Genomic DNA, 12349 nt, shown 5'->3' with positions numbered 1-12349 from the left:
CCATTGAATAAGCAGGTGACGGATGATGGAGGATTAAACCGCCTCGTTCAAGGCGCAAATGCCGTAGAGAGGGGTCCCGCGGGGTATAGGGAAAACCCCTATGACGGCGTTTAAACCCAATGAAACCGGGGGCTTCGCAGTCGTGAGCCCTTGGTCAGCGCATGATTTGAGCCAATCGCAGGCCGAAGAATCGCCAGTCAGTTTCAGACTAAAGTCGCCTTCAACCCGTAAAAGCCATCTGCCATCATTGCAACTCACCCCTGCGTGTCCACTTCTTCCCGGCTGTTTTTGACCCGGGACGGGAGCTATTTTTCTGGCTGACTGCGCCCCGGCGCAAACGCTGTACTGTTGGAGTTTTTCATGCGTCCCCCATTCCCTCTCATCACCCCGCGCCAGTCGTTTGGCTTCGGAGCCGTTGTGCTGTGCGCCGGTTTTGCTGCGCAGGTTCAGGCCAGCGGTTTTCTCGAAGACACCACGGCGAAAATCGAATCGCGCACGGTGTATTTCAACCGCGATTTCCGTGATGGGCATACCTCCAGTGACCAGGGCGCTTCCAAGCGTGAAGAGTCGGCGCAAGGCTTTATTCTGAATCTGCAATCGGGTTACACCGAGGGCACGGTCGGCTTCGGTATCGATGCGCTGGGCATGCTCGGGTTTCAGCTCGATTCCAGCCCTGATCGCAGCAACAGCGGCTTGCTGCCGTCCAGTGGCGAGAACCCGCGCGGCTCGAAGGGGCAGTACGCGAAGATGGGCCTGACCGCCAAGGTCAAGGTTTCGGACACGGTGTTGAAGTACGGCGCACTGCTGCCGGATCTACCGCTGCTCAAGTACAACGACGGCCGCTTGCTGCCGACCATGTTCAACGGCGCCATGCTGACCTCCAGGGAAGTGAAGGATCTGACCTTCATGGCCGCGCGTCTGGACAAGTACACCGCGCGCGATTCCACTGATTCGCAAGACATCCGCGTGCACTGCAAGAACAAGCGCTACGCCTGCAACACCACCGCCGATCATTTCGACATGTACGGCATCGATTACAAGATCAACGATCGCCTGACCGCGCAGTATCACTACGCCGAGCTGGAAGACATCTACCGCCAGCACTTCATTGGCTTGCTCGGCAACCAACCGCTGGGTGACGGTGTGCTGAAGGCCGATCTGCGTTTGCTGAAAAGCGCCGACAGCGGTGATGCCAAGGCCGGCTCCATCGACAACCGCGCCTTGAGCGGCATGCTGTCCTACGGCATCAGCGGCCACACCTTCAGCGCCGGCTGGCAGCGCATGAACGGCGACAATTCGATGCCGTACCTCGATGGCAGCAACCCGTATCTGGTCAACTACGTGCAGGTCAACGACTTCGCCGCGGCGCAGGAGCGCTCCTGGCAGCTGCGTTATGACTATGACTTCAAGGCCATCGGCATCAACGGTTTGAGCTTCCTGACCCGCTATGTCAACGGTGATCACATCAAGGTGCCGGGCAGCGATCAGGAAGGCAAAGAGTGGGAACGCGACAGCGAGCTGAAGTACGTGATCCAGACGGGCACGTTCAAGGATGTCAGCCTGCGCCTGCGCAATGCGACTTACCGCACCAACTATGAAAAGTTTGCCCGGGATGTGGATGAGACCCGGTTGATTGTGAGTTACAACTTTTCGGTGTTGTAACTGTGAGGGCTGCAGTGTCCGGATGACCGCTTTCGCGAGCAAGCCCGCTCCCACAGGGGATCAGTGCCGAGCACAACATTTGTGTTTACGGATGATCCAGTGTGGGAGCGGGCTTGCTCGCGAAGGCGTCCTCAAAGGCTCCCCTACAACCAATGCCAGAACCGGCTCCAGAAACCGCGATTCAGATCCTCTTTGCACCCGGCATACTGCCGCGCATACACGTCGGAGCGCGCCTGCACCTTGCGCGCAGTCGGCATCAGCCAGGCCTTGCTGGCGTAGGTTTTGTTGCGAAAACCGCCCCAGCCTTCGTGGTAGTTCAGGTACTGGTTATAGGCGTCGTACTTGTACACGCCGTTGATCGAAGTGGTCTTGTCCATGTACCAGCCGACGAAGTCGATGGCGTCGTCGAAGTCTTCGCGGTCGGCGCCGTGTCGGCCGGTGCTTTTCTGGTAGTCGGACCAGACTTCATCCTTGGCCTGGGCGTAGCCCGACGCGGTGGTGACCCGGCCCCACGGAATCACCCACAACAGGTATTTGCGCGGTGTTTTGGCGTCGTAGCGGTAGCCGGACTCCTGATACATGATCGCGAAGGGCACCTGGATCGGCACGCCCCAGCGCTTTTGCGTGACTTGCGCCGCATCGTACCAGTCGCTTTTCTCGCGGAAGATCGCGCAAATGTCTTCCGGCGAACGCGGCGGCGAGGTGCCGCAGCCGCTGAGTAATCCCGCCAGTATCAAAAGTCCCGCCGTCCGCCCCGACATCAAACCGTCATCCCCATGCGCGCAAAAAGGCCGACAGTCTACGCGCTCAGGTCAACTGGTGACGATAGGGTAAATCCGGGCCGGTCTTGCTGCACGTAAGGGCGGCCGCCTGTACGGCAAACCTGAGCATCGCGTCGATCTGCTCGCGGCTGAGTTGTTGAACCCCTTCGACCGAATCCAGTTCTTGCTCGGTCAACCAGGTAATCAGCGCTGCTTGAAAGGTATCGCCGGCGCCAACGGTATCGGCAATCTTCACCGAACACGCTGGTACTGACCATGAACCATGGGCGCGACTGAACACGGTGGCGCCTTCGCCGCCACGGGTCAGGAACACCAACTGGCAGCGATGCTGCAGCCAGCCTTCGATCACGCGCTGCGGGTCCTGTTCGGGATACAGCAGGCTCAGGTCTTCGTCGCTGACCTTGATCATGTCGGCCAGTTGCACCAGGGTCGCCACGCGCTCGCGCCACAGGTCGATATTCGGCTCCGGGTTGAGGCGCACGTTGGGGTCGAGGGTGATCAGGCGCTTGCCGCTTTCGCGCTGCACCAGGGTCAGCAGGGTGTCGGCGATCGGCTGCACCACCAGCGAGAACGAGCCGATGTGCAGACCACGCACGTCATCTCCGAGCTGCGGCAGATGGGCGAGGCTTAATTGGCGATCAGCACAGCCCTCGCCGCGAAAACTGTAATGCGGCGAACCGTTGGCACCGACCGCGACCATCGCCAGCGTGGTTGGCGCGGCGAAGTCGATCAGGTAGTCCGCACGCACGCCTTCTTCCTGCAGCACCTGCTGCAGACGTCGGCCCAGATAGTCGGTGGACAACCCGGCAAACAGCGCCGAATCCACACCCAAACGGCGCAAGCCGACCGCGACGTTGAACGGCGAGCCGCCGGCAATCGCCTTGAAATTGACTTTCGAGGCCAGACCGCTGGCATCGTCTTCGCTGAAGAAATCGAACAGGGCTTCGCCACACACCAAATACATAATTGTTTGCTCTTTATAGGGTTGCGACATGCTGTTGATAGCGTTCATAGGCCTGCTGGAACGCCGCGACATGGGCGGCGACCGGCAGGGTTTCACTGTGCAGATCGAGCTTCACGCAGCGCTGGCACAGGTCGGCCAAAGTGTCTTCGTGGCCATTCGACCATGACTTGCACCACGCCGCCTGAATCGCCGCGCCAAGGGCTGCGGCTTCGCTGTGTTCGGTGCAGATCACCGGGGTGTTCATGATGTCGGCGACGATCTGCCGCCACACCGCACTTTTCGAACCGCCGCCGATCAGGCAAATGCTGCGGCTTTGTAAACCATTGTGGCGCAACAGATCCAGTCCATAACGCAAACCGAAGGTGGTGCCTTCGACCACGGCGCGACACAGGTTGGCCTGGGTCAGGTTGCTCAGGGTCAGGCCGTGCAGGCTGCCGGTGGCATGGGGCAGGGCGGGGACGCGTTCACCGTTGAGGAACGGCAACATGCTCACGCCTTCGGCGCCGATCGGCGCCTTGGCCACGAGGTCGTTGAATTGTTCGAGATCAAGGTCGAACAGTTCGCGGATCGCGCCGGTGGCGTTGGTCAGGTTCATGGTGCAGATCAGCGGCAGCCAGCCGCCGCTGGACGAGCAGAAGGTCGCGACCGAAGCGTCCGCGCTGACTTTTGGCGCCTCGGCGTAGGCGTACACCGTGCCGGAGGAGCCGAGGCTCATGGTGATCGCTCCCGGCTGAATGTTGCCGGTGCCGATCGCGCCCATCATGTTGTCGCCACCACCGCTGGAAACCAGCGCATTCGGGTTGAGGCCGAGCTGTTCGGCAATCGCCGGCAGCAGCGTGCCGACCGCCTGATGCGCGTCGATCAGCTCCGGTAACGCGGCTTGCAGGCGACCCGTGGCGTCGATGTCGCGCAGCAGTTGCAAGTCCCACTGACGGCTGCGCACGTTGAAATAGCCGGTGCCGGAGGCGTCGCCGTATTCGCTGCAGGCGCGGCCGGTGAGCCAGAAGTTCAGGTAGTCGTGGGGCAGAAGGATGCGCGCAATACGCGAGAACACCTCCGGGTGCTGTTCCTTGGTCCACAGCAGTTTCGACACTGTGTAGCCCGGCGCGATGACCACGCCGAGGCGTTCCAGTGAGCCTTTTTCACCGCCGAGGTGTTGGAGCAGACGGTCGTTTTCATCGGTAGTTTCGGTGTCGCACCACAGTTTGGCCGGGCGCAGCACCTGGCCCTGATCGTCGAGCAGTACCAGACCGTGTTGCTGGCCGGAAACGCCGATGCCGAGGATCGCCTGACCGTCAACATTGGCTGCGAGCAAGGCGCGGCGGGTGGCGAGAGCGAAGGCGTCGAGCCACTGTCGGGTGTCCTGCTCGCGCCGGCCGTTGGCGCCGCTGATCATCGTGTGCGTGGCGGCGCCTTCGCCGAGCACCTGACCGCTGCTGGCATCGAGGATGATCGCCTTGGTGCCCTGGGTGCCGCAGTCGATGCCGAGGAAGAGTTGTCGGGTGGTCACAGTGAGGTCCTCAGGGTTTCAGATCTGCCAAGGTGAGGTTGCCATTCGCGAGCAAGCCCGCTCCCACATTTTGAAACGCGTTCCCCTGTGGGAGCGGGCTTGCTCGCGAAGGCGTCGGTGGTTTCACCGCTGAATTCAGGCCAAAACCCGCTCCAACGTGCGCGTCACCCCCACCTCACGCAAGCTGTTGCAGCACCACTCAAACGCCGCAACAAACTCCGCCGACCGTGGAATCGCCGTGCCGAAGATCTCCTCGACCGCCAACAACCGCTGAGTGATCAACGCATCATCCGCCACCAGTCCCTGACAGAATTCCGCCCGTGGATCGGGAATCGTATAAGTGTCGCCATTCTCATCCACGCCCTTCAAATACAACGCCCAGGCCGCCACCACCAACGCCGCACGCCTGGTTTCCTGACCATCGGCAATCAAGCGGTTGATCGTCGGAATGGTGAACTTGGGAAACTTCGACGAGCCGTCTGAACACACTCGTTCCAGCTGATCGGCAATCGCCTGATTAGAGAAGCGCGCGACCAGCGTATTTTTGTAGTCGGTCAGATCGATGCCCGGTACCGGCGCCAGTTGTGGGGTGACATCGAGATCCATGTACGCACGCATGTAGCGCACGAACAGCGGGTCGTTCATGGTCTCGTGGACGAAACGATAGCCCTTCAAAAAGCCCAGATACGTCAGCGCCAGATGGCTGCCGTTGAGCAGTTTGATCTTCATTTCTTCGTAGGGCGAAACGTCATCGGTGAACTGCACGCCGACCTGTTCCCAGGCCGGGCGACCGTTGACGAATTTGTCTTCCAGCACCCATTGCACAAACGGCTCGCAGACCACCGGCCAGGCATCGTCGACCGCGTGTTTGTCGGCCAGTTGCAGACGATGCGCGGTGCTGGTCATCGGCGTGATGCGGTCGACCATGGCGTTGGGGAAACTGACGTTCTGCTCGATCCAGTCGCGCAGTCCTGGGTCACGCAGGGTGGCGAAGGCCAGCAGTGCCTTGCGGGTCACTGCGCCGTTATGCGGCAGGTTATCGCAGGACATGATCGTGAACGCCGGTATGCCCGCGCCACGGCGTTTTTCCAGCGCCGCGCAGAGGAAACCGAACACGGTTTTCGGCGCCTGCGGATGTGCCAGATCGTGTTGAATCTGCGGCAGGTGCGCCATGAATTCGCCGTTGCTGTCGTCGATGCAGTAGCCGCCTTCGGTGATGGTCAGCGAGACGATACGGATCTGCGGATCGGCAAGTTTGTCGATCAGCGCCTGCGCGCCATCCTCGGCCAGGAGCATGTCGCGGATCGCACCGATCACCCGCACTTCGGTGTCGTCGTTGTCACCCAGTTCGAACAGGGTGAACAGGTAGTCCTGCTCTTTGAGATCGTCACGGGCGCGGCGGTCTTCCGCGCGCAGGCCGACGCCGCAAATCGCCCAGTCGAGGGCTTCGCCGGTGTTCATCAGCGCATCGGTGTAATACGCCTGATGGGCGCGGTGGAAGCCGCCGACGCCAATGTGTGCGATGCCCTGACGGGTGTCGCTGAGGCTGTAGGACGGCAGTTGCACCTCGGGGGCGAGGCGATGCAGATTTTGTGCATTCAGTTTCATCGGGCAGGTCTCGAAATTCAGGCCGCCGCGCGCAGCGGGCGGGTCAGCGCCACGCCATTGGCGTCGAACAGGTGGCAATGGCTGGCGTCCAGGTGCAGGTTCAGTTGCTCGCCGTAGCGGCTGGCCAGATCACCGCGCACGCGCAGGGTCAGGGCTTCGCCGGCGCTGGTGGTGACGTGGCAGAAGGTGTCGCTGCCCAGGCGTTCGCTGACGTCGGCGGTGACGGGCAGGGTGCAGTCGCCCGGTTGTGCCAGCTCCAGATGTTCCGGGCGAATGCCCAGGGTCACGGCGCTGCCGACGCTCAGGTTGGCGGCGTTGAACGGCAATGTGATGCGCGTACCGGCGTCCAGCGAGACCTCGCAGGTCTGGCCGTCGATGCGGGCGATCTTGCCTTTGAGGAAACCCATTTTCGGCGTGCCGAGAAAACCGGCGACGAACAGGTTGGCCGGGTTGTGATAGAGGTCCAGCGGCGAGCCGACCTGCTCGATTTTGCCGCCGTTGAGCACCACGACTTTGTCGGCCATGGTCATGGCTTCGACCTGATCGTGGGTCACGTAGATCATCGTGGCTTGCAGGTCCTTGTGCAGACGCAGCAGCTCCAGACGCATCTGCACCCGCAGCGCGGCGTCGAGGTTGGACAGTGGTTCGTCGAACAGAAAGATCTTCGGATTGCGCACGATCGCCCGGCCGATGGCGACCCGTTGCCGCTGGCCGCCAGACAGTTGTTTTGGCTTGCGCTCTAGCATCGGACCGAGTTCGAGAATGCGCGCCGCTTCGCCGACCTTTTTCTCGACTTCGGCTTTCGGTACACCGGCCAGATCGAGGGCGAACGACATGTTTTTCTTCACGGTCATGTGCGGGTACAGCGCGTAGGTCTGAAACACCATCGCCAGATCGCGCTTGGCCGGGCTGACTTCGGTGATGTCGCGGCCATCGAGTTCGATGTTGCCGCCGCTGACTTCTTCCAGCCCGGCGATCAGCCGCAGCAGGGTCGATTTGCCGCAGCCGGACGGGCCGACGAAGACCACGAATTCCTTGTCGTTCACCTCAAGGTCGATGCCCTTGATGATGGAAAAACCTTCGAAGCCTTTTTGCAGATTCTTGATTTTCAGGTTGGCCATGGTGATGGGCCTCCGCTTAAGTTAATTCAATGGCGCCGGGCAAGCTTTTGGTGGGAGCGGGCTTGCTCGCGAAGGGGCCGTGTCAGTCACGATCACTGTTGGATGACCCACCGCTTTCGCGAGCAAGCCCGCTCCCACAGGGGAAGGTGTTGGTTCTGGAATATTCATTTCACGGCGCCGAATGACAGGCCGCGCACCAGTTGCTTCTGGCTGATCCAGCCGAAGATCAGGATCGGCGCACAGGCCAGGGTCGAGACTGCCGACAACTTGGCCCAGAACAAGCCTTCAGGACTTGAGTACGAGGCGATCAGCGCGGTCAGCGGCGCGGCTTTCGACGAGGTCAGGTTCAGCGACCAGAAGGCCTCGTTCCAGCACAGGATCAGCGACAGCAACACGGTCGAGGCGAGGCCGCCCTTGGCGATCGGCAGCAGCACGCGGACCATTTCCTGCCACAGGGTGGCGCCGTCGAGGCGGGCGGCTTCGAGGATGTCTTTGGGGATGTCCTTGAAGTAGGTGTAAATCATCCAGACCACGATCGGCAGGTTGATCAGGGTGTAGATCACGATCAACGCGATGCGCGTGTCGAGCAGGCCGAAACTCTTGGCCAGCAGGTAGATCGGCATCAGCACGCCTACTGGCGGCAGCATCTTGGTCGAGAGCATCCACAGCAACGTGCCCTTGGTGCGCTGGGTTTCATAGAACGCCATCGAGTAGGCGGCAGGCACCGCGATCAGCAGGCACAGCGCCGTGGCACTGAAGGAAATCACCACCGAGTTCCAGGCAAAACTGAAGTAGTCGCTGCGTTCGTTGATGTGCAGATAGTTCTCCAGCGTCGGCGTGAAGATGAACTGCGGCGGCGTGGCAAAGGCGTCGATTTCGGTTTTGAAACTGGTCATCACCATCCAGAAGATCGGGAAGAAAATCACGATCGCGATGGCCCAGGCCAGGGTGCCGAGCAGCAGGCTTTGCAGCCGGCGGGATTGTTGAAGAGTCATGGCAGGCCTCAGGCTTTGTCAGTCAGGTTTTTGCCGATCATCCGCACCAGAATGATCGCGGCGATGTTGGCGATGACCACGGCAATCAAGCCGCCCGCCGAGGCCATGCCGACGTCGAACTGCACCAGCGCCTGGTTGTAGATCAGGTAGGCGAGGTTGGTCGAGGCGTAGCCGGGGCCGCCGTTGGTGGTGGTGAAAATCTCGGCGAACACCGACAGCAGGAAGATCGTTTCGATCATCACCACCACGGCAATCGGGCGTGCGAGGTGCGGCAGGGTCAGGTGCCAGAAGATCGCGACGGGGCCGGCACCATCGAGACGCGCGGCTTCCTTCTGTTCCTGGTCGAGGGACTGCATGGCGGTCATCAGGATCAGGATCGCGAAGGGCAGCCATTGCCACGAAACAATGATGATGATCGACAGCAGCGGGTAGTGCGCCAGCCAGTCCACCGGCTCGGCGCCGAACAGCCGCCAGACGTAGGCGAGGATTCCCGACACCGGATGGAAAATCAGGTTCTTCCAGATCAGCGCGCCGACGGTGGGCATGATGAAGAACGGCGAGATCAGCATCACCCGCACGATGCCACGACCGAGAAACTCGCTGGCCTCGAGCAACGCGCTGATCAGCACACCGAACACCACGCTGATCAGCAGTACGCTGCCCACCAGCAACAGGGTATTGGTGGCACCGGGCAGGAACCCGGAGTCGGTGAGGAAATAGCTGAAGTTCTCCAGCCCGACGAATTCGTTCACCCCCGGATCGAGCAGGTTGTAGCGAATCATCGAGAAGTAAATGGTCATGCCCAACGGCACGATCATCCACAGCAGCAACAGGGCCACCGAAGGGCTGACCAGAAACCAGCCGGGATTGCGTACGCGGACTTTGCGCTGGGGTTGCGACAGGTCGAGGTGGGCTTTGGCAGTTGAAGTATTCATGGTGATCACAACCGAGTCATACAGACCTATGGAGATCCCATGTGGGAGCGGGCTTGCTCGCGAAGGCGTCGTGTCAGTCAATACACATGACACTGACCCACCGCTTTCGCGAGCAAGCCCGCTCCCACAGGAGGCAGGAGCAAGTCGTTCAGTGGTTACTTGGGATAACCGGCGCGCTTCATCTCGCGTTCGGTGGTTTGCTGCGCGGCCGTCAGGGCCTGATCCACCGTGGTCTGGCCGATCAGCGCTGCCGAGAACAGCTTGCCGACCTGGGTGCCCACGCCCTGGAATTCAGGAATGGTCACCAGCTGAATGCCGATGTAGGGCACCGGTTTCAGCGTCGGTTTGCTCGGGTCTGCGGCCTTGAGCGATTCCAGCGTGACCTTGGCGAACGGCGCCGCGCTCATGTAAGCATCGCTGTAGGTCGAGGCGCGGGTGCCCGGTGGTACGTTGGCGATGCCGTCGGTCTTGGCCACCAGCTCGCCGTATTCCTTGAAGGTGGCCCAGGCGCTGAACGCTTTGGCGGCGTCCTTGGCCTTGGAACTGGTCGGAATCGCCAGTGCCCATGAATACAGCCACGCCGAACCTTTGTCAGTGACCTGATGCGGGGCGAAGGTGAAACCGACGTGATCGGCGACCTTGCTCTGGGTCTTGTCGGTGACGAACGAGCCGGCGACGGAAGCGTCCACCCAGATCGCGCATTTGCCGCTGTTGAACAGCGCGAGGTTTTCGTTGAAACCGTTACTGGACGCGCCCGGCGGGCCGGATTTCTTCATGGTGTCGACGTAGAAGTTCAGCGCGTTTTTCCACTCCGGGCCGGTGAATTCCGGCTGCCATTTCTCATCGAACCAGCGCGCGCCGTAAGCATTGGCGACAGTGGTGATCAACGCCATGTTCTCGCCCCAGCCGGCCTTGCCGCGCAGGCAAATGCCGTACTGCTCTTTGTCCTTGTTGGTGAGTTTTTCGGCGAAACCGGCGATCTGTTCCCAGGTCGGGCGCTCGGGCATGCTCAGGCCGGCGTCCTTGAACAGGTCGGTGCGGTAATAGGTGATCGAGCTTTCGGCGTAGAACGGCAGGGCATACAGCGAACCCTTGACCGACAACCCTTCGCGCACCGACGGGAACACGTCGTCGAGGGCGTAAGAAGCCGGCAGATCCTTCATCGGTTCGAGCCAGCCCTTGGCGCCCCAGAGTGCCGCTTCGTACATGCCGATGGTCAACACATCGAACTGCCCGCCCTGGGTGGCGATGTCGGTAGTCAGGCGCTGACGCAGGACGTTTTCTTCCAGCACCACCCAGTTGAGCTTGATCTCCGGATGCTCGGACTCGAAAGTTTTCGAGAGCTTTTGCATGCGGATCATGTCGCTGTTGTTGACGGTGGCGATGGTCAGGGTCTGGGCGCCAAGGCTGACGCTGCTGAGGGTCATGCAGGTGAGGGCTAGCAGAGCTTTTGCAGTGGGTTGCATCGTGCACTCCTTTTCTGCACCCGGCGGGCGGCAGAAGGACAGTTATTGTTTTTGTGTCTTCCGAATGCAGGAAGAATGTGCGCTGATTACAGCCCTCAAACGACGGACTGACAAATCATCCGTCGCACTCAAATCAATACTTTTTTGCACTGGGGTTTGTTGCGGTAGACGCAGGGAAGGGCTTTTAAGTGGGGAGGGGCTATCGAATCAGTACAGGTTTCATCGCGTCGGATGCTTTTTGTGGGAGCGGGCTTGCTCGCGAAAGCGCTGTGTCAGTTTGCAGATCAGTTGACTGATACACCGCTTTCGCGAGCAGGCTCACTCCTACAGGGGGCGGTGGTATCAGCCGAGGTTTTGTTCGGTCAGGCGTTGTACAGCGAGGCGTCGATAGTGCGACGGCGTCATGCCCTTGAGTTGCTGGAAGCGCCGATTGAAGTTGGAAATGTTGTTGAAGCCCGACTCGAAACACACCTCGGTCACCGGTTTGTCGCCGTCAGCGAGCAGTTCGCAGGATTTACTGATGCGCAGGCGATTGACGAACTCGATGAAGTTGCGCCCGGTGGCCTGTTTGAACACGCGGCTGAAATAGGTCGGCTTCATCCCCAGATGATCGGCGACTTCTTCCAGGGTCAATTCGCGGGCGTAATGGTCGAAGATGAAATCGACCGCTCGGTTGGTGCGGTCGATGTTGTGCTCGTCGGCCAGTTGCGTGTTAGTGGCGCCGGACAGCAATTGATAATCGTCAGTCGCCGCCAGCAGCTCCATCAGAATGAAAAAGTGTCCGAGACGGGTAACGCCGCGCGTGTCGGCAATTCGCTGCATCAACGTCATGGCCTGACGGATCGTATCCTTGTCGCGAAATTCGATGCCATATTGCGCACGCTCCAGTAGCGGCGCCAAAGTCTTGAGTTCGGCGAACACCTGGTGCCCGCTGTCGAACAACTCATCGGTGAAGTTCACCAGCATGTCGCGCTTTTCCACCACCTCGTCGTCGGCCACCTGGCTGATCCAGTTGTGCGGCAGATTGGGCCCGGTGAGGAACAGTGTTTGCGGATAAAAGTTGCCGATGTAGTCGCCGATGAAGACCTTGCCAGAACTGGCAACGATCAGGTGCAGTTCGTATTCCTTGTGAAAATGCCAGCGCACTAACGGGCACGGAAAACCATGCTGACGGTAGATGATGGACAACCCGTTATGGTCGTCCATCAGTTCGTAGGAGGGATCAGTGATTCTGGTTGCCCGAGTCATGTCCGATGCGTCTTGTTGTGGTGTTCAGGTGCCCATCATGCACGCGCGCCACGGACAG

At 60.5% G+C, this 12349-nt stretch carries 10 protein-coding genes; 1 reads left to right on the top strand and 9 read right to left on the bottom strand.

Annotated features, from left to right (window positions below; all coding sequences use genetic code 11):
* Positions 1-360: 360 nt before the first annotated feature.
* On the top strand, positions 361-1662 hold the full coding sequence (locus M0808_RS27405; RefSeq protein ID WP_134786478.1) for an OprD family porin: 1302 nt from the start codon (positions 361-363) through the stop codon (positions 1660-1662).
* A gap of 143 nt (positions 1663-1805) precedes the next feature.
* Here the strand turns inward: M0808_RS27405 and M0808_RS27400 are convergent, their stop codons facing one another.
* The 9 genes from M0808_RS27400 to M0808_RS27360 all read right to left on the bottom strand — a co-directional run bounded on the left by M0808_RS27400 (position 1806) and on the right by M0808_RS27360 (position 12291).
* Positions 1806-2426 carry a hypothetical protein gene (locus tag M0808_RS27400; RefSeq protein ID WP_134786477.1) on the bottom strand — a complete coding sequence of 207 codons (621 nt, stop codon included), beginning with the start codon at positions 2424-2426 and terminating at the stop codon, positions 1806-1808.
* A 43-nt stretch (positions 2427-2469) separates the two neighbouring features.
* On the bottom strand, positions 2470-3408 hold the full coding sequence (locus tag M0808_RS27395; RefSeq protein WP_247843094.1) for a carbohydrate kinase: 939 nt from the start codon (positions 3406-3408) through the stop codon (positions 2470-2472).
* A gap of 13 nt (positions 3409-3421) precedes the next feature.
* Positions 3422-4918, bottom strand: a complete 1497-nt coding sequence (gene xylB / locus M0808_RS27390) for a xylulokinase (RefSeq protein WP_247843093.1) — start codon at positions 4916-4918, stop codon at positions 3422-3424.
* Between the two features lie 135 nt (positions 4919-5053).
* Positions 5054-6526 (bottom strand): mannitol dehydrogenase family protein, encoded by a 1473-nt coding sequence (locus M0808_RS27385; protein WP_247843092.1) that lies wholly within the window; start codon positions 6524-6526, stop codon positions 5054-5056.
* 17 nt (positions 6527-6543) lie between these two features.
* A complete protein-coding gene (ugpC, locus tag M0808_RS27380) occupies positions 6544-7647 on the bottom strand; it encodes a sn-glycerol-3-phosphate ABC transporter ATP-binding protein UgpC (RefSeq protein ID WP_247843091.1) in 1104 nt (367 codons plus the stop codon).
* Between the two features lie 164 nt (positions 7648-7811).
* Entirely contained in the window at positions 7812-8642 is an 831-nt protein-coding gene (locus tag M0808_RS27375; protein WP_003225143.1) for a carbohydrate ABC transporter permease, read from the bottom strand.
* Positions 8643-8650: 8 nt separating this feature from the next.
* Positions 8651-9577: a sugar ABC transporter permease gene (locus tag M0808_RS27370; protein ID WP_096796586.1), complete on the bottom strand. Its 927-nt coding sequence runs from the start codon at positions 9575-9577 to the stop codon at positions 8651-8653.
* 155 nt (positions 9578-9732) lie between these two features.
* Entirely contained in the window at positions 9733-11043 is a 1311-nt protein-coding gene (locus M0808_RS27365; protein WP_247843090.1) for a sugar ABC transporter substrate-binding protein, read from the bottom strand.
* Between the two features lie 342 nt (positions 11044-11385).
* A complete protein-coding gene (locus M0808_RS27360; protein WP_096796578.1) occupies positions 11386-12291 on the bottom strand; it encodes an AraC family transcriptional regulator in 906 nt (301 codons plus the stop codon).
* Between the last annotated feature and the right edge of the window lie 58 nt (positions 12292-12349).

This window comes from Pseudomonas sp. MWU12-3103b (genome assembly GCF_023100615.1).
GTDB classification, from domain to species: Bacteria; Pseudomonadota; Gammaproteobacteria; order Pseudomonadales; family Pseudomonadaceae; genus Aquipseudomonas; species Aquipseudomonas putida_A.
This window is presented reverse-complemented; position numbering and strand designations above follow the sequence as displayed.

Coding starts and splice junctions, on each gene's coding strand:
- M0808_RS27405 (WP_134786478.1), top strand. CDS start 361: ATGCGTCCCCCATTCCCTCTCATCACCCCGCGCCAGTCGTTTGGCTTC.
- M0808_RS27395 (WP_247843094.1), bottom strand. CDS start 3,408: ATGTATTTGGTGTGTGGCGAAGCCCTGTTCGATTTCTTCAGCGAAGAC.
- M0808_RS27385 (WP_247843092.1), bottom strand. CDS start 6,526: ATGAAACTGAATGCACAAAATCTGCATCGCCTCGCCCCCGAGGTGCAA.
- ugpC (WP_247843091.1), bottom strand. CDS start 7,647: ATGGCCAACCTGAAAATCAAGAATCTGCAAAAAGGCTTCGAAGGTTTT.
- M0808_RS27375 (WP_003225143.1), bottom strand. CDS start 8,642: ATGACTCTTCAACAATCCCGCCGGCTGCAAAGCCTGCTGCTCGGCACC.
- M0808_RS27370 (WP_096796586.1), bottom strand. CDS start 9,577: ATGAATACTTCAACTGCCAAAGCCCACCTCGACCTGTCGCAACCCCAG.
- M0808_RS27365 (WP_247843090.1), bottom strand. CDS start 11,043: ATGCAACCCACTGCAAAAGCTCTGCTAGCCCTCACCTGCATGACCCTC.
- M0808_RS27360 (WP_096796578.1), bottom strand. CDS start 12,291: ATGACTCGGGCAACCAGAATCACTGATCCCTCCTACGAACTGATGGAC.